Genomic DNA, 17,536 nt, shown 5'->3' with positions numbered 1-17,536 from the left:
ATAAATGGTATGGATAAATTACAGGCATTAAAATCATTTGTCGGAAAAGAATTTACCGCATCTCCTTCTCCTTTTATGAGATGGCTGAATCCTGTGGTTATTTCGGCTGAAGAAGGTCAAATTGAATTTCAGTATACCGTAAGAGAAGAATGGCTAAACCCGATGGGAAACATGCACGGCGGAGTAACGGCAGCAATTATGGACGATATTATTGGGGCAACGATGTTTTCTTTAAACGAAAAAAACTTTATTGTAACTGTAAATAACAGCATCGATTATTTTTCAACGGCAAAAGAAAATGATACTATTGTAGCCGAAACAAAAATCATTAAAAGAGGAAAACAGTTTGTGAATGCACAATGTGAGATTTGGAATGCAGACAAAACAAGACTCATCGCAAGAGGAACCTCAAATCTATTTAAAATTAATAACTAAATATAAAATCATCATTACTGAATATCTTTTATAAACAGTAAAAATTGTGATTTTAAATGACTTAAAAAATATAAACGACCACCTATGAAAAGAGTTGTCATTACAGGATTAGGCGCAGTAACGTCTTTAGGAAATAATGTTGAAGAATTCTGGCAAAACAGCATCAACGGAGTGAGTGGAGCAAACAAAATCACTCATTTCGATACCGAAAAATTTAAAGTACACTTTGCATGTGAAGTAAAAAACTTTGATCCAAAAGTATATTTAAATCACAACGAAATAAAAAGAAGCGATCTGTTTTCACAATACGCAATGTATTCATCAGCAGAAGCGATAAAAGATTCAGGATTGGAATTTGAAAAAATGGATCCTTTCGATACAGGCGTAATCTGGGGAACCGGACAAGGCGGAATGTGGACTTTCGAAAGCGAAGTGATGAATTTTGCAGCCAATGATCAGAATCCGAGATTCAACCCTTTCTTCGTTCCAAAATTTATTGCCAATATGGCTTCGGGAATGATTTCTATGAAGTTTGGTCTTCAAGGAATCAATTACACAACGATTTCAGCTTGTGCAACAGGAAATACAGCTTTGATGGATGCTTTCAATTACATCCGTTTAGGAAAAGCCAAAGTAATCATTAGTGGTGGTTCTGAAGCTGCAATTACTCCTGCTTCAATTGGTGGATTTTCTGTAATGAAAGCCATGTCTACAAGAAATGATGATTTTGCTACAGCAAGCCGACCTTACGATGAAGACCGAGACGGTTTTGTAATGGGAGAAGGAGCCGGAGCTTTGGTTTTAGAAGAATACGAACACGCAAAAGCAAGAGGAGCAAAAATCTACGCAGAATTAGTAGGAGCCGCAATGACTGCAGATGCCTATCACATGACCGCACCTCATCCTGATGGAGTTGGCGCAATAAAAGCAATGCAATTGGCATTAAATGAAGCCGGAGCAAACATTGAAGATATTGATTATCTGAATCCTCATGCAACCTCTACCCCACTTGGAGATTTGGTTGAGCTAAAAGGAATCAGCAAATTATTTAAGGGAAGTAAAAATTTAGATTTAAGTGCCACAAAATCAATGACCGGTCATTTGTTGGGAGCAGCAGGAGCAGCAGAAGCTATTCTTTCGATTAAAGCTATTGAAAAAGGAATTATTCCGCCGACAATTAATCTTCATAAGATTGATGAAAATATTCCAAAAGATGTAAATATTGTTTTTGGCGAAGCAAAAGAAAAAAACATTCAATTTGCATTAAGCAATGCCTTTGGCTTTGGAGGACATAATGCTACTTTGGTCTTTAAGAAATTTTCTTAGCTGTAAATTTTCATTAAAAATATAAAGATCTTCTACATTGAGTAGAAGATCTTTTGCTTAAGTATCTTTAAGATTTAATAAATTTCTGTTGCCCAACCAAACTTCCTTTATTATACAATCTAATGTAATAAATTCCTTTCGTGAGTTCAGAAACATTGATTTGATTTTCCTTATTCATTATTGTTTCTTTTTTTATCGTCCGTCCTAATGAATCAAATATTTCATAATCAACACTGCCGCTTTTAATACCATGCTCGATTGTAAACGATTTTTTTACCGGATTAGGATAAATCTTTAAATTTTTAGACAAATCACTTTCATTTATACCAAGATTGGTAGTTTGTCCTGCCAAAATCTGTTGATCTGCTACAGAATTATAGGCAAAAGATTTCACAGTTAATTGTCTTGTAGTTCCGGCAAGTGAAAAATTAACTAAAATCCAACCATAATGTAGCATTCCATTCTTTTTAAACTGCACACCAACGTATTTATCTCCTAAATTTAAAAAATTAGCATCTGTTGTCGACTCTCCGATGAAAGGTTCCGGCATTGATGTTCCCCAAGTTGCTGTACTTCCGATAACTTCATCTACAGAAAATGCTTTTACAAATCTTCCTCCGAAAGGATTAGTTGCAGTTCCTTTAAGAGCAATTTTATTATCAGTAAAGTTTTGAGGTACCAAATGCACAAACCAGTCGCCTCCGAAATTGTCCCATCTAAAGTTGTATTCTGTAACGCCATTAGAATCAAAATCGACATTACACAAGTCCATTTGAGAGTTATTTGCAGTGATTACAGTTGTACAATCAGTAATATTAGTGTAAATAATTTGTGCATTAATATTCGCAGAAAGAGCAAACAAGGCACTTAAAGAAAATACTGCTTTTTTGAAGTTTTTCTTTAAAAAAAGTAAATTTTGCGTCATAATAAATTGTTTTTAAGGTGTTAATAAAATTATCATAATTCATTTCAAATCTACATATATAAATCATCCACAAAACAAATAAATCATAAAAAATAAATAAATTATGATTTTAACATAATTCATTAACACTCTTTAACGCAATATAATTCATATAATTATGATTTTATTAATAAAACCAATCCCAACATAAGCGTATTCATAAAAAATTCACAAATAAGAATTTAATAAAATAAAAAGCTGTTTCACGAATTGCGAAACAGCTTCTTTAAATCATAATAGCAGAATTTTTATGCTTCTTTCAGCCATTCTGATGAAGAAAGATAATTCTGATCAGGATAATAAATAAAAAGACAATTTTTACCTTTTATTGTATTAATTATCGGTTCCGTTAATGCTCTCGGAATTGCAGGACAACCCCAACTTCTTCCAATTCTTTTGTGTGCTGCAGCAAACTCTTCACTTACATAATCTGCTCCATGCATTACAACAGCTCTTCTGTAAGCTGCATCATTATATCCTTTATCCATTCCTAAAAGTTTTAAAGAATATCCATTGTCTCCATTATAGGTAGATTCTGTTATATAGAAACCCATACTGCTTTGAAGTGAGCTTTCTGTGTTAGAAAAATTGGTTGCAAATTCTTCCCCTGTATTTTTCCCATGAGCAACTAATGAATTAAAAAGAACTTTTTTCTCGTTCATATCAATCACCCAAAGCCTTTTGGTATTTGATGACATTGAAAAATCACAAACTGTTAATAAGTGTGCATTTTCATCTAGTTCCCCTGCTTTTTTCAGATTATTAAATCCTAAAATAGCTTTAGAAAAAACATCAAAATTGAGTTTATGATCTGTTTCAAATAGTATTGAATTGTAAAGCTCTTCAGAAGAACTCATTTCATTTGTGCTTTTTTTAGATTTAATTTCAACTGCAGTTTCTATTTTTTTTGTGTTGGTATTTTCATTCTTTACATTCTCGTTTTTTGGAGAAACATAAAAAGAAGTCGTTACCATATACACAATGCCTAATAAGCTATAAAATCCTTTCATTAAATATTATGTTAAATTAAAATTCCGGGTACAAATTTATAAAATCATAATTATCAATGAGTTAAAATGAAAAAAGTTTAACTCAATTTAAGAAACTTTAACTCTAAGAGATTAATTCTCAGAATCCGGAACAAACTCTAAACTTATAGAATTCATGCAGTATCTTGTCCCTGTTGGAGCCGGTCCGTCATTAAATACATGACCTAAATGAGAATCACATCTTCTGCAAACCACTTCAATTCTTTCCATACCGTGAGAAGAATCGCGATTGTATCCTACTCCATTTTTATCGGCTTCAAAAAAACTTGGCCAACCGCAACTGCTCATAAATTTCTGGTTAGAACGGAAAAGATGATTTCCACAAACCGCACAATAATATTCTCCCAGTTCATCAAACTCATTGTACGTTCCGGTAAATGGTCTTTCTGTTGCCGCTTCTCTTGCAATAGCGTACAAATCTGGAGAAAGAATTTTAAACCATTCGTCATTAGAGACATTCAGTTTTGCAGTATCTGTTCTTGAATAATATGGATTGTTTTTTGCTTCGTTTTGCATAGAATTTATTTTAAATATTAGAAATTAATGTAAAATCTAACCACAAAAGTCGCAAAAGCTTTTTTTATTAAAGTTTTGATTCTTGGAAATCACAAGCTGTAAAACTGATGTGTACTTTTCTAAAATAGTATTAAGCTTAAATTCTTTGTGACTTTTGTGGTAAAAGAATTACAACCAAATTTACTAAATTTGAGAATATGAATGATGAAGCCAAAAGAAAACAGCTCAGAAAATATAAAGCTTTTGCCACAGGACTTTTTGTTTTGATGGCGATTATTTTCATTGTAACTACAATTTTACAAAAGACTCACGATTCTCACTGGATTGGTTATGTTCGTGCGTTTTCCGAAGCGGCAATGGTTGGCGCTTTAGCAGATTGGTTTGCTGTAACGGCGCTTTTCCGCCATCCTTTGGGTCTTCCGATTCCACACACCAATCTGATTGAAAACAGTAAAGAAAAGTTGGGTGATAATCTGGGAAGTTTTGTGGTTTCTAATTTCCTTTCTCCAAAAACAATTCGTCCTTATATTCAGAAAATTAAAATATCAAATTTCGTCGGCGAATGGCTCACAAAAGAAAGAAATCAGGACGTTTTAATTAAAAATCTTTCGGATATTGTTCTTGACATTCTCAATAAATTGGATGATTCTGAAGTAAGCCAATTTATCAGCAAAAAGGTGAGCGAAATGACCGATGATATTCAGCTTAATAAAATTTTGGGGAATGGAATTATCTATCTTTTAGATAAAAATGACCACCAGAAAATCGTCACTAATCTTTCGAAGCAAATCAAAGAATACCTTATTGAAAATGACGAAATGATTCAGGAAAGGGTAAAAAAAGGAAGCTATTCTTTTATTCCATCGTTTGTTGATAATAAAATTGCTGAAAAAATTGCGAGCGGACTTTCAGATTTCTTCAGAGAAGTGGAAGAAGATCCTCATCACGAAATCAGAGGTTTAATCACAAAAAAGATCTACGAATTTTCTAATGATTTAAAAGAAGACCCAAAATGGAATGATGAATTTAAAACCATTAAAAATGACTTTCTTAAAAACGATAAACTGGAAGAATACTCCAATGATATTTGGCTTTCCATCAAAAAAACATTGAGCACAGAACTGCAGGAAGAAGAATCTTCATTAAAAAAATACATCACAAAAAACCTGAATGAGTTTTCTCAAAATTTGAAAACTGATGAAAATCTTCAGAATAAAATCGACCATTGGGTAAGAGTAACTGCTTATAAATATATTCTTAAAAATACCCATCAAGCGGGAAACCTCATCAGCTCAACCGTTGGAAACTGGCAAGGAAAAGAGCTCAGCGAAAAACTGGAACTGGAAGTTGGAAAAGACCTGCAATTCATCCGTGTCAATGGAACTTTAGTTGGTGGATTAGTCGGGTTGATTATTTATACGATTTCGCATTTTTTTATTTAGATTAATTTTCTCACGCAGATCCAGCAAATCTTGCAGATAAAATTCATTTTTAAATTTGCTTAATCTCTTAAATCTGCGAGATATTTTTTAAGAAAAAAAGCAAAACCTCATCGATTTTGCTTTTCAATATATTTTAAAGTAAAATTTACCTCGAAATTCTACTTGCTCTCGTTAAAAGTTCCTGATTAATGTCGTTGATCAATTGTGGTCCTTCATAGATAAATCCGGTGTACAGTTGAACCAAAGTCGCTCCCGCATCAAGTTTCTCCATGGCATCTTTTGCAGAATGAATTCCTCCAACTCCAATAATTGGAAATGCTCTGTTGCTTTTATCAGAAAGATATTTGATCATTTTTGTGCTTCTTTCACTAATCGGTTTTCCGCTTAAACCACCGTTTCCGATTTCCGCTAAAACTTCAGGCGAAGTTTTCAGACCTTCTCTGTTCACTGATGTATTTGAAACCACAATCCCATCAATTTTTGTTTCTGCAATCAGTTCGATGATTTCGTCTAATTGCTGATTATTTAAATCCGGAGCAATTTTTAGAAGAATAGGTTTTGGATTTACTTTAGTTTGATTGATTCCCTTAACAGCAGTAATCAATTCTCTCAAGTATTCTACATCTTCAAGCTTTGCGTGACTTCCCACATTCGGGCAACTCACATTCAGTACAAAATAATCTACATAAGGATGAAGTCCTTCGAAACAATCTAAGTAATCCTGAGTGTAATTTTCAGGCGTTGTGTTGGTATTTTTTCCAATGTTTCCGCCGATGATGATTTTTCCTTTGTTGCCTTTCAGTTTTTGGATGGCAGCTTCCAAGCCATCATTGTTGAAACCCATTCTGTTGATAATTCCGCCATCTTCAATCAAACGGAACAATCTTTTCTTAGGATTTCCAGCCTGGGCTTTTGGAGTTACTGTTCCAATTTCCACAAATCCGAAACCTAAATCTCCTAACTCATTGAATAAAACTGCATTTTTATCAAAACCTGCAGCTAAACCAACTGGATTTTTGAATTTCAATCCGAAGACTTCTCTTTCCAGACGTTTGTCGATAATTGGTTTTGGTAGAAATAATTTGGTTAGAAATCCAAAATTTTTAAGCATCGAAAAAGTAAAGTGATGCACTTCTTCGGGATCACATTTGAAAAGAATCGGACGAATGAGCGATTTGTACATTGAAAAAAAGTTTTACAAAAATACTCATTTTAAATTGAATGAATTCTTGATGTGTGATATTTTATTTGAATAAAGGTTATTGATTCTTTTAAACACAAATATTTTGCACGAATAGACAATTAAAATCTGCTTAATTTCTTAAATCTGCGAGAGCTTTTTTAACGCAAAGATTTTATTTACTGAAATATATTTTAAGGAGCAAAGAATTAATCAACAAGTTGATTTGATGAAGCTAATGTTCAAACTTCACGTAGCAAATTTATATGCCCTTGGTTTTCTAAAATCAAAATTTTGAATAATTAAATCTTTGCGTTTAAAATAACCGCAAAGTTTGTCATTCCGTAGGAATCTCAACAGTTGAAAAGTAAAAAAAGTAAGATTCTACGCTTCACTTCGTTACGCTCTGAATGACAAACTTTATGTAAATAAGAAATAATTACAAATATGAACTCAAATCAAAATTTAAAATATCTCCTATTCTTTTAAACTCATCATCTATAGTCGCATTTACCGTGATTCTTTCGTTAGAAATAGGATGATTAAAAATCAATTGATGAGCGTGAAGCGTCATTTTGTTGATGCCAAATGTTTGAAGCCACAATTTGTTTTGCTTGTTGCAACCGTGTTTACGGCATCCCAAAATAGGATGTAAAATATGTTTAAAATGCTTTCTCAACTGATGAAATCTTCCTGTTTCAGGAATCGCCTCTACCAAACAATATCTTGAAGTTTGATGCTTTAAAAAAGGTAAATCTATTTCCGAAGTCTGCAAACGATGATAGCGTGTAACTGCATTTTGCGTGACTTCGTTTTCGTTAGTCAAATCATAATCGATGGTTTCTTCTTCTTTCGCCCAGCCTCGGAGAATGGCGATGTATTTCTTTTCAACCTTTTTTTCCTCAAATTGAGTGCTCATCATTCTCAGCGTATCTTTATCTAAAGTAAACAACAATACACCCGAAGTTTTTCGGTCTAAACGATGTACAGGATAAACTTTTTGCCCGATTTGATTTCTCAATTCCTGAATTGCATACGTATCTGCTTCGCCGGAATAAAAAGATTTGTGAACCAATAATCCGCTTGGTTTATTGATGGCAATAAGATGTTCGTCTCGATAAAGAATTTCTAACATCCGGCAAAAGTAGAGATTTCAAATCTATTTGTTAAAAACCTTTACTCAAATTGCTTTAAAAGTCTGCTCTTTCAATTTTTTGACAAGTTTAGCCCTGATTGAGCGGTATGTTTGAGCTCATTTTATTAGATTTTGCGCGGCGGCTCCATCGCCGTGCAAAATCTAATAAAATAGCGAGTAGCGAAAGCAGGTTCCCGGCTCCTAAAAATTTCAAAGTTAAAAACTTCCATCTTCCATCTCCCTACTTCCCGCTTTTTCACTATTTTTGCAACTCAGACGTAAAAAAATTATGGCAAAGCAAGAAGATGTTTTCAAGAAAGTGATTTCTCACGCTAAAGAATATGGTTTTATTTTCCCTTCAAGTGAGATCTATGACGGTTTATCAGCTGTTTATGATTATGGACAGAATGGTGCAGAACTGAAAAATAATATCAAACAATATTGGTGGAAAGCGATGGTTCAGCTTAACGAAAATATTGTAGGTATTGATTCGGCAATTCTGATGCACCCGACTACTTGGAAAGCTTCGGGCCACGTTGACGCATTCAATGACCCTTTGATTGACAATAAAGATTCTAAAAAACGTTTCAGAGCAGATGTTTTGGTAGAAGATTACTGTTTGAAAATTGAGGATAAAGAGAATAAAGAAATTGAAAAAGCTGCGAAAAGATTCGGTGAGTCTTTCGATAAAGCGCAGTTTGAAGCAACCAATCCTAAAATTTTAGAATACAGAGCAAAAAGAGAACAAATCCTTTCAAGATTAGCTAAATCTTTGGAGAATGAAGATCTTGCTGATGTAAAAGCTTTAATTGAAGAATTGGAAATCGCTGATCCGGATACAGGTTCTAAAAACTGGACGGAAGTAAGACAATTTAACCTGATGTTCGGAACTAAATTAGGTGCTTCTGCAGATTCTGCGATGGATCTTTATTTAAGACCGGAAACTGCTCAAGGTATTTTCGTTAATTTCCTGAATGTACAGAAAACATCTCGTCACAGACTTCCTTTCGGTATCGCTCAAATCGGAAAAGCATTTAGAAATGAGATCGTTGCAAGACAATTTATTTTCAGAATGCGTGAATTTGAACAAATGGAAATGCAATTTTTCGTAGCTCCGGGAACAGAACTTGAATTCTACGAACAGTGGAAAACAAAACGTCTGAACTGGCATTTGGCTTTAGGATTAGGAAACGATAATTACAGATTCCACGATCATGAGAAACTGGCGCATTATGCAAATGCTGCGGCAGATATTGAGTTTAATTTTCCATTCGGATTTAAAGAACTGGAAGGTATTCACTCGAGAACAGATTTCGACTTAAAAGCTCACGAAGAGCATTCAGGAAGAAAACTTCAGTTCTTCGATCCTGAAAGAAATGAAAACTATGTTCCTTATGTTGTTGAAACTTCTGTAGGTTTAGACAGATTATTCCTTTCAATTTTCTCTCATTGTTTAAGAGACGAAGTATTGGAAGACGGTTCAGAAAGAACAGTTTTATCTTTACCTCCGGCTTTAGCACCAATTAAAGCAGCCATTCTTCCATTGATGAAGAAAGATGGTTTAGCTGAATATGCAGAAAAAATATTTGACGATTTAAAATACGATTTCAATTTATTCTACGAAGAAAAAGATGCAATTGGAAAACGTTACAGAAGACAGGATGCAATTGGAACACCTTACTGTATCACCATCGATCATGATTCTCTAACAGATCACACTGTGACCATAAGAGACAGAGACACGATGCAACAGGAAAGAGTTCCGGTTTCTGAACTGAGACGAATTATCGACGAGAAAACGAACTTCAGAAATTTACTTTCTAAGATATAATTAATAAGCCCTGATTTTTTCAGGGCTTTTTTGATGCTTGGTTTTAAAATTATTCTAAATTTGTTTAAGACCAAATTCTTATGATTATTCTTTTTTATATTACTCTTTTTCTGGTAACCGTGGTGGTTTTATTCTATATTTTCGGATATGCTTATCTCTTCAGCGGAATTTCGAAAACCTATCTTCGTGGAAAATCGAGTGCCAATATTGATGACGGAAAACTTTTTACAAGTAACATCATTCACTCCGCCAAACCCGTTCTTTGGGATGAACATCCTGATTACAACAAAAAAGATTTACCTAAAAACATCGTCGATGATTTAATTCAGTCAAACACGGCTTCATTTCTGGTCATAAAAGATGGAAAATTATTGCACGAACAATACTGGAACGGCTATAATGAACTTTCGAAAACCAATTCGTTTTCTATGGCAAAAGCAGTTACCGTTATGCTTTTCGGAAAAGCTTTAGAAGAAGGAAAAATTCAGAATATTGATAATAACTTTTCTGAATTTTATGATGAATTTAAATTGAAACCTTTCGGTAAAGATTTAACTTTAAAGCATCTTGCTCAAATGGAATCTGGTTTAAACTGGGATGAAAATTATAAAAACCCTTTTCTTCCAAACGCTCGAGCGTATTACGGAAAAAGCCTGATAAAGGCTACATTCTCGAGACCATTTAAAGAAAAACCTGGTGAAAGATTTGAGTATCAAAGCGGTTCTACTCAACTTTTAGGATTTGCAGTGAAAAAAGCAGTCAATCAGACTCTAGCAAGTTATTTATCTGAAAAATTCTGGATTCCGTTGGGAATGGAACAAAATGCAGATTGGAGCGTTGACGAAAGTGGAATGGAAAAAACATATTGCTGTATTCACTCCAACGCAAGAGATTTTGCAAAATTGGGTCAATTATTTTTGGATGACGGAAAGGTAGGAAATGAGCAGGTTTTAAATTTAGATTTTATTGAACAGATGAGAACTCCTACCAAAAAATCTGATGAAATCTATGGAATGGGACTCTGGATTAACCATGACAATCCTATCAAACATTATTATTTCCTCGGTCTTCAAGGTCAGTATATTATAATGATTCCTGAACATAAAATGGTGATTGTAAGAACCGGAAGTTACAATAATCTTCCTAAAACCGACAGAGGAAGACCGGATCAGGTGAAATTTTTGGTGAATGAAACCGTGAAACTGTTTGATTAAACTTAAAACTTTTATTAACCATTAAGATTTATTAAGTTGTTAAGATTAATATTAAGAATATCCAAGGATATTTATTTTAAATATAGCTATAAATTCTGATTGATTTGAAGCCTGAAAACTTTACTATTTCAAATCTTAGTTAAACTAAAAATTATGATAAAATACAATCCTTTGGTGGATGAATATATTGAGAAATCTCCGGATTTTTCAAAGCCTATTTTAAACCATATCCGGGAAGTTGTACATGAATGTTATCCCGACATGGAAGAAGCGATTAAATGGAAGTTTCCGACTTTTATGTATAAAGGAAAAATTCTTTGTTCAATGGTTTCATTTAAGCAATATTGCAGCATGGGATTTTGGTTGCACGGTGAAATGCAGACGATAAAAAATCTTGAAACGGACGTTGAGAAAACCAATATGTTTAGCCTTGGAAAGATCACCAAACTCGAAGATCTTCCTTCAAAACCTCAGCTTAAAAAAATTATTCTTGAGGCAATTGATCTTACCGATATGGGAGTTAAATTAAAAAAAGCAGCGCCCACAAAAACAGAAACTGCAGTTCCTGATGAGTTTCAGAATGTTTTAAATCAAAATAAAATAGCTTTGGATATTTTTCAAAAAGCATCGCCTTCTTTCAGAAAAGAATACATCAACTGGATTACCGAAGCCAAAACAGAAACCACCCGAAATAAAAGGATGGAACAAGCCATAGAATGGATCTCAGAAGGAAAAGGCAGAAACTGGAAATATGAGAAGAAGAAATAGTGTGGTTGGAAGTTGGGTGATGGAAGCTGGAGGTTTACAAGTTTGAAAATATTTTTCGGGAGTTTTAAACTAGCTTTTTAGTGGAATCTAAAATTAGCTTCGGGAAGCGTATTGTTTTTAAGAAAAGCTTCGTATTCGGGCGACATTTGGGCACGACCAAAAGTATTTTGTCCGCTCATGCTTCCCAAACGTACTTTATCTTTACCATATTTTTTATTCATTGCATCCATCGCTTTCATTACAGGCAAATGCTGATTCTGGCTGTCTTCTTCAAATAGATTAATCAACCGTTGATCTTCCGGAACAAAATCGTTGACGATAACGCCTGCTTTTTTATAATGAAAGCCTTCTTCAAAAATAGATTCAAACAAATCATTCACTACTCTGCCAATAAGAATCGATGAATTGGTAGGGTTTGGCAGAATCTGAGTTTTAGCATTTCTGTATTCTGGTAAATCTTTTCTGAAACGATTGGTTTGCACAAAAACTGTTACCATTTTGCAGCAGGTATTTTGTTTTCTCAGTCTTTCCGAACAATACATTCCAAAGGTTTCTACACGTTCGCGTACGTCCTCTTTTTTGGTAAGCATTTCCATAAAACTTCTCGTCACCGCAATAGATTTTTTAGGCGAAGGAGTGTCTAATTCCAATTGACGAATTCCTTTCAGCTCATTAATCATTCTTACGCCATGAATTCCCATGATTTTGCGAACCCACATTTCCGGTTTTTGGAGCAAATCCCATGCTTTATAAACTCCGTTGTCATTCATTTTTGCTCTAAGCTTTCTACCTATTCCCCAAACATCACCGATGTTGAGCCATTTTAAAGCTTTTTCAATTTTTTCGGGCGTATCTAAAATATAAACTCCTTCATTAAATTTTTCAGGAAAGTCTTTTACAATTCTGTTGGCCACTTTACACAAGGTTTTTGTAGGCGCAATACCGATGCTTACAGGAATGTTTTCTTTATCCTGAATTTCTTTTTTTATTTTAACACAATAATCATGAGTGTCGATATATTTAAAACTTGTGAGGTCTAAAAATAATTCATCAATCGAATAGACTTCATAATCAGCTTTATCAACATAAGAGGTTGAAATCTCAATAACTCTCTGACTTTTAAAATTATACAATTCAAATTTAGCAGAAAAACTCTTTACATCATGTTCCTTAAAAAGTTCTTTGTACTTAAACGCAGGAGCCGCCATCGGAATCCCCAAATCTTTCGCTTCCTTGCTTCGAGACACAACACATCCATCGTTGTTGGAAAGCACCACAACGGGTTTGTTTTCAAGCGAAGGATCTAAAGTTCTTTCACAGGAATTATCGAAAGCTTTTGATAAATCAGCTTATCAAAAGTTGGGTATTATCAAAAGTAAAATATAGAAATAACTGAAAACAAAAATATTACAAACAAAAATCATTTATTATGCTTTTGATAAAAATTTACTGAATAAAACTAAATTTTTATTGCTAGGTCCTATTTTAGTATGAATTACATTATCATTCTACATTTTTTGTTTTCTCTTGCTAAATAAAAGAGATAAAAGAAGAAGTTTTAGGTTATTATTAAAGTCTATTCTATAATGAATGGACTTTAATAATCATAAATAAGTAGTTAAATAATGAAATAAAAGAAATACTAATTCTTAGCTTTTGGATCACAAGTTAATTGTCTTCTTAAGAATGGGGTAAATTAATACTATTTTTAAAATTTTAGCTTATTAATTAACTCAAGAATTATTTGTGATTTGCAAATACTCGATATTCCGTTGAATCATTTTTATTTACTTCAAACCTTATTATCATGCCCCTATTTCTTAATTCTTCAAATAGATTATGATTGTATTCAATTTTTTTGAAAGTTGGCTGTTTAAATTTTTCAAAAATTTTCTTATAATTATCATTTATACTCTCAACTAAAAATTGTAATTGAGTATTGTCAAGATTATTTGCTTTCCTAAATATCAAAATAGCAACATCTTTTATACTTTTAGAATTTTTGACCAATTTTTTCATTTCTTCAAAATCTAAGTCCGGAACAAATGAACTTTCAGCATAAACATGACATACCAAATTGTCTAATTCGTTCGATTGTGTTAAGATAGGTTCTTTTAGTTTTTCTATAAGAAGTTCTTTATTTTTTTCATTAACTTTAGATGAAGCTATAAGTGTCAGTTTATCTCTTTGAGATAATTCATAATCATCAATATTGTCAAAAAAATCTTTTTGATATTTTTCAATCATTTTTATGTGTAAAGGCGAGAAATGCTCTCTGACGCGGAAATAATTTGTTTTAGAAATATTGATTATTCCTGAAGAAATTAAAACATTTACTTTGTTAGGATTAAAAAACTCATGATTTATTTCAAATGTGTCGTACAGTCCTTTTGGGGCTGATTCTGCAAGGCATTTAAAAGAGTCATCATTTAATTCGGGTTTATTAATCAGTTTTAAATAAAACTTTTCTAAATAATCTTTACTTTCACTATCAAATGCATTTTCAATTTTATTATTAGATAATTCTTGGGAATTCATATAATCATTGAAATAATTGAGCAACACTTCGTCAATTTCAAATTCATCAAGGTTTTCAAAGTAATCAATTACATTCTCCCAAGAAGGAAATACCTTACCTGCCTTTAGAAGACTTTGCTTCATACTAAAATTATCAACTAATGATAAATTTTTAATATCATCAAACCTAGATAATTCTATAAACTTGTTTAATACTTTCTCATCTATGTCGTGATTAAGTATCTTAACTGTAAATTCTTCAGATTCTTGATTTGTATTCGAAAGTTTCAATAATACATTTGTTATATAATTTTCAAAATTTACTTCAACATAATCTTTTAGTTTATCGCAATTGCTTTCTGTTATGGTCTGATAGTTCAAGTTATACAGATTATCAAGTTTTATTTTATTGTCAAAATGTTTAATGAAGTTTTTAATATTTTCAATATTGATTTGATAAAGATTATTATCATAAATATAGTCAAACAAACCAACCAATTCATTATCAGGACTATCTAAAGATTCAAACTTTATATTTAATTGTTTTAAAAGTGCTTCTACTTTTTGAATATCAATATGCTGAATAAGTTTTAAAAAATAATTTTTCTGCATGATTGCAGTTGAAAGAGTTCTTTTGTTTTGATTAGAGATAAGAGAATCAACATCTGAATATTGAATTATATATTTTAAATATTGATCTTGTTTATCTTTAGGATAATTACTTTTCAGATAAATATAATCCCAAAATTCTTTCCAGCTTTCAGTTAATTTATTGATGAAAACTCTGTGAACTCTATTTTGGTCGGATAAATACTGGTCTATAAAGTCTATTGAATTTTGTTTATCATTACTAATGAATTTTATTATATCATCATATTGATTTTTATAGTTTTCATAGTTATTACCTAAATAATCCAATAAATCAAAATTTAGAATTGAATCTCTACTAAACTGATGTTGTTTAATTTCTCTAATTAGATTTGCATTGTTCTCAAGCTTATATTGATAAGGGAATGTTTTATTTGCTTTTATACCTTTTAAAAAATTGAAATCCTCATTTGTAAGGTTACCTTCATGGAAAATTGAAATGTAATCCTCATAATTTTCATTGATATAGCCTTCCAAAATTAACATTCTAACCAAATCATTATCTTTAAATTTTTCATTAATAAACTCATCAATAGAAACTTTAGAAAAGATTTGTTTTAAGTCCCAATTTTCAATGGATCTTTTTTCTGATTTTAATTTATCGATCTCTTTTTTTAATATTTCTGTTTTATCATTTGATTTATCTTTTATGAATTTTTCTCTTTCAACATATTTGAAATCAGAGCTTATTTTATTTTCAATTTTAGAAAAATTGAATTTATATTGTTCGGAATTCGAAAGATTATATTGATGATTATAATAATGAGTAAATTGTATATGTGTAAGAGTTTGCTTGTTAATCAAATTATCAAACTCATCATCTTTAACTAAGTCTCTTGCTTTTAAATTAGAAAGCACTGAATTGGGAGGCAAATCCGAAATTATTTCGTTAACATACACCGCTCTTAGTTCTTCTATTTTTTTGAAATTTTCCTCTTCTATATTTGAAATTTCCTGAGTCTTAATTTCTATCTCATCATTAATTTTATTTAAAAATGTTTTTAAATAAATATCTTTTTTGCTTACAAAAGAATATAACTCGCCTTCTTTTTTATGTAATAAAATAAAATCGTCAGGAAATAAGTTCTTATATGTTATAAGAGCAAAAAGATTTTCTTGAATAAGAGAAGAACTTAGATTCAATTTGTATATGCTATATTCATGAACTATATTTGTTAATAATCTCATATCTATATCATTAATAAAGGAAACAACATCGGAAGTAAAATCATTAGATAATACTCCATTCAATTCTGCTTCCTGAATCAGATTAGTAAGTTTATCTTTAGCATTTGCTGGATTAATGAATGGTATTACAGGAACAATGTATTCAAAAAACTTAACTCTTTCTGTTTTGTCTTTAAAGATTCCATCATTAATGGCATAGATGAATTTTATTTTTCGATGTATAGTTTTGGCATTATTAAGAAGTATATTAATCTCCCTTAATTTGGTGAAAATTTCTGTTGTTTCAAATCTATCTAAATCTTCAATGATTACAACATTGTATTCTGTTTTTTCAAAAAAGTATATGATTTCTTCAAGATGCTCATTAAATATAGATTTATCCAGTTTATCCCCTAATTCTATTTCTCCTTGTAGATTAACCTTATTAATTTTTGAGTTTTTGAAAAGAGTAATTATTGTATTAGAAAATACGCCAATTCCCCAGAAGAATATAGCTAAAAAAACTAAAGCCCAAACATCCAAATAATAAAATTCATAGTTCCAATTTTCTGGGTTTAATTTTGAAATATATCCTAATTTTAAAATTATTATAGCACTGATCAACCATAAAATAAAGCCAAATGCTAATTTTAAAAGTTCATTTTTTGAAAAATATGTAATTCTCTTGAATCTTGAATCAGGAATTTCTGATGGCTCAACATGGTAAAAAATTTGTTGTAATATACTAACTTCCAATTTTCTTTCAAATTCTTCTTTAGTAGTCTTAGTTTCATTTTCGCTAATGTCTGTAAACGAAGCTAAAGATATATTTAAGAATTTGTAGTCTTGGTTATTTTTATCTTTAAAAGTTTCTAAAATGGTACTTTTACCAGCCCCATAAGCACCTGTAAGTGCTATGTTTGTAATATCGTTGTCATCAATTGCTATTTTTAATGAATTGAGATAGGGTCGAATCTTTTTAATTTCATTTTCATTTTTTAGAACTTTAGGAGCTAAAGAAATTGATTTTTTAGTAGCTTGATTTGTTGATTGCTGAAGATTAATTTGATTCATTGGCGTTGTTTTCCCTTAAAAAAACAATTAATTTGCCAACCCTACATAACAGACATAATGTCAGAAAGTTATTACGCTTTCGACAATATGACTTTCTATTATTCTAATATTTGAATCACTCCAGAATATCCATTTCATATTTATATGTGGAATTGCCAAATATAACCAAAGTGATTGCAAAGGTCCTTTTATTGCCAATATATTAGATTAGATAATATTTATTCGCTTTATAAATAATATGATAAAGATAAAATGCCACTTGTTCACCTA

13 protein-coding genes and 1 pseudogene are annotated in these 17,536 nt (G+C 31.6%); 6 read left to right on the top strand and 8 right to left on the bottom strand.

Going from position 1 to position 17,536, the window contains the following annotated elements; genetic code table 11:
* Nucleotides 1–9 precede the first annotated feature (9 nt).
* Nucleotides 10–435, top strand: coding sequence for a PaaI family thioesterase (locus tag BUR17_RS13080; protein ID WP_074230800.1), 426 nt, complete (start codon nucleotides 10–12; stop codon nucleotides 433–435).
* A gap of 84 nt (nucleotides 436–519) precedes the next feature.
* Nucleotides 520–1,761, top strand: coding sequence for a beta-ketoacyl-ACP synthase II (gene fabF, locus BUR17_RS13075; protein ID WP_074230799.1), 1,242 nt, complete (start codon nucleotides 520–522; stop codon nucleotides 1,759–1,761).
* A gap of 67 nt (nucleotides 1,762–1,828) precedes the next feature.
* Here the strand turns inward: fabF and BUR17_RS13070 are convergent, their stop codons facing one another.
* From BUR17_RS13070 to msrB, 3 genes are all read right to left on the bottom strand, one after another.
* Nucleotides 1,829–2,686: a T9SS type A sorting domain-containing protein gene (locus BUR17_RS13070; protein ID WP_074230798.1), complete on the bottom strand. Its 858-nt coding sequence runs from the start codon at nucleotides 2,684–2,686 to the stop codon at nucleotides 1,829–1,831.
* Between the two features lie 287 nt (nucleotides 2,687–2,973).
* Nucleotides 2,974–3,735, bottom strand: coding sequence for a murein L,D-transpeptidase catalytic domain family protein (locus BUR17_RS13065; RefSeq protein WP_074230797.1), 762 nt, complete (start codon nucleotides 3,733–3,735; stop codon nucleotides 2,974–2,976).
* A 111-nt stretch (nucleotides 3,736–3,846) separates the two neighbouring features.
* Nucleotides 3,847–4,290 (bottom strand): peptide-methionine (R)-S-oxide reductase MsrB, encoded by a 444-nt coding sequence (gene msrB / locus BUR17_RS13060; protein WP_084550609.1) that lies wholly within the window; start codon nucleotides 4,288–4,290, stop codon nucleotides 3,847–3,849.
* A gap of 197 nt (nucleotides 4,291–4,487) precedes the next feature.
* Between msrB and BUR17_RS13055 the strand changes: the two genes are divergently transcribed.
* A complete protein-coding gene (locus BUR17_RS13055) occupies nucleotides 4,488–5,732 on the top strand; it encodes a DUF445 domain-containing protein (protein ID WP_074230795.1) in 1,245 nt (414 codons plus the stop codon).
* A 145-nt stretch (nucleotides 5,733–5,877) separates the two neighbouring features.
* Here BUR17_RS13055 and BUR17_RS13050 read toward each other — a convergent pair whose 3' ends face one another.
* Both BUR17_RS13050 and BUR17_RS13045 read right to left on the bottom strand, forming a co-directional pair.
* Nucleotides 5,878–6,915, bottom strand: a complete 1,038-nt coding sequence (locus tag BUR17_RS13050; protein WP_074230794.1) for a quinone-dependent dihydroorotate dehydrogenase — start codon at nucleotides 6,913–6,915, stop codon at nucleotides 5,878–5,880.
* A 436-nt stretch (nucleotides 6,916–7,351) separates the two neighbouring features.
* Nucleotides 7,352–8,047: a pseudouridine synthase gene (locus BUR17_RS13045; protein ID WP_074230793.1), complete on the bottom strand. Its 696-nt coding sequence runs from the start codon at nucleotides 8,045–8,047 to the stop codon at nucleotides 7,352–7,354.
* Between the two features lie 289 nt (nucleotides 8,048–8,336).
* Between BUR17_RS13045 and BUR17_RS13040 the strand changes: the two genes are divergently transcribed.
* From BUR17_RS13040 to BUR17_RS13030, 3 genes are all read left to right on the top strand, one after another.
* Nucleotides 8,337–9,878 carry a glycine--tRNA ligase gene (locus BUR17_RS13040; protein WP_074230792.1) on the top strand — a complete coding sequence of 514 codons (1,542 nt, stop codon included), beginning with the start codon at nucleotides 8,337–8,339 and terminating at the stop codon, nucleotides 9,876–9,878.
* A gap of 80 nt (nucleotides 9,879–9,958) precedes the next feature.
* Entirely contained in the window at nucleotides 9,959–11,092 is a 1,134-nt protein-coding gene (locus tag BUR17_RS13035) for a serine hydrolase domain-containing protein (protein WP_074230791.1), read from the top strand.
* 153 nt (nucleotides 11,093–11,245) lie between these two features.
* A complete protein-coding gene (locus tag BUR17_RS13030; RefSeq protein ID WP_074230790.1) occupies nucleotides 11,246–11,860 on the top strand; it encodes a YdeI/OmpD-associated family protein in 615 nt (204 codons plus the stop codon).
* Nucleotides 11,861–11,937: 77 nt separating this feature from the next.
* Here BUR17_RS13030 and BUR17_RS21240 read toward each other — a convergent pair whose 3' ends face one another.
* From BUR17_RS21240 to BUR17_RS13020, 3 genes and pseudogenes are all read right to left on the bottom strand, one after another.
* Nucleotides 11,938–12,090 carry a DUF4113 domain-containing protein gene (locus BUR17_RS21240; RefSeq protein WP_394333827.1) on the bottom strand — a complete coding sequence of 51 codons (153 nt, stop codon included), beginning with the start codon at nucleotides 12,088–12,090 and terminating at the stop codon, nucleotides 11,938–11,940.
* A 57-nt stretch (nucleotides 12,091–12,147) separates the two neighbouring features.
* A pseudogene (locus tag BUR17_RS21235) lies at nucleotides 12,148–13,185 on the bottom strand (Y-family DNA polymerase); the annotation flags it as partial.
* A 415-nt stretch (nucleotides 13,186–13,600) separates the two neighbouring features.
* Entirely contained in the window at nucleotides 13,601–17,266 is a 3,666-nt protein-coding gene (locus tag BUR17_RS13020) for a YobI family P-loop NTPase (RefSeq protein ID WP_074230789.1), read from the bottom strand.
* Between the last annotated feature and the right edge of the window lie 270 nt (nucleotides 17,267–17,536).

It is taken from the genome of Chryseobacterium scophthalmum, assembly GCF_900143185.1.
Taxonomy (GTDB): domain Bacteria; phylum Bacteroidota; class Bacteroidia; order Flavobacteriales; family Weeksellaceae; genus Chryseobacterium; species Chryseobacterium scophthalmum.
Note: the sequence above shows the minus strand (reverse complement) of the source record. Positions and strands in the feature narration are given on the sequence as shown.

Excerpts from the sequence above, each read along its gene's own strand:
- BUR17_RS13080 (WP_074230800.1), top strand. The coding sequence starts at position 10 with ATGGATAAATTACAGGCATTAAAATCATTTGTCGGAAAAGAATTTACC.
- fabF (WP_074230799.1), top strand. The coding sequence starts at position 520 with ATGAAAAGAGTTGTCATTACAGGATTAGGCGCAGTAACGTCTTTAGGA.
- BUR17_RS13070 (WP_074230798.1), bottom strand. The coding sequence starts at position 2,686 with ATGACGCAAAATTTACTTTTTTTAAAGAAAAACTTCAAAAAAGCAGTA.
- BUR17_RS13065 (WP_074230797.1), bottom strand. The coding sequence starts at position 3,735 with ATGAAAGGATTTTATAGCTTATTAGGCATTGTGTATATGGTAACGACT.
- msrB (WP_084550609.1), bottom strand. The coding sequence starts at position 4,290 with ATGCAAAACGAAGCAAAAAACAATCCATATTATTCAAGAACAGATACT.
- BUR17_RS13055 (WP_074230795.1), top strand. The coding sequence starts at position 4,488 with ATGAATGATGAAGCCAAAAGAAAACAGCTCAGAAAATATAAAGCTTTT.
- BUR17_RS13050 (WP_074230794.1), bottom strand. The coding sequence starts at position 6,915 with ATGTACAAATCGCTCATTCGTCCGATTCTTTTCAAATGTGATCCCGAA.
- BUR17_RS13045 (WP_074230793.1), bottom strand. The coding sequence starts at position 8,047 with ATGTTAGAAATTCTTTATCGAGACGAACATCTTATTGCCATCAATAAA.
- BUR17_RS13040 (WP_074230792.1), top strand. The coding sequence starts at position 8,337 with ATGGCAAAGCAAGAAGATGTTTTCAAGAAAGTGATTTCTCACGCTAAA.
- BUR17_RS13035 (WP_074230791.1), top strand. The coding sequence starts at position 9,959 with ATGATTATTCTTTTTTATATTACTCTTTTTCTGGTAACCGTGGTGGTT.
- BUR17_RS13030 (WP_074230790.1), top strand. The coding sequence starts at position 11,246 with ATGATAAAATACAATCCTTTGGTGGATGAATATATTGAGAAATCTCCG.
- BUR17_RS21240 (WP_394333827.1), bottom strand. The coding sequence starts at position 12,090 with ATGGATGCAATGAATAAAAAATATGGTAAAGATAAAGTACGTTTGGGA.
- BUR17_RS13020 (WP_074230789.1), bottom strand. The coding sequence starts at position 17,266 with ATGAATCAAATTAATCTTCAGCAATCAACAAATCAAGCTACTAAAAAA.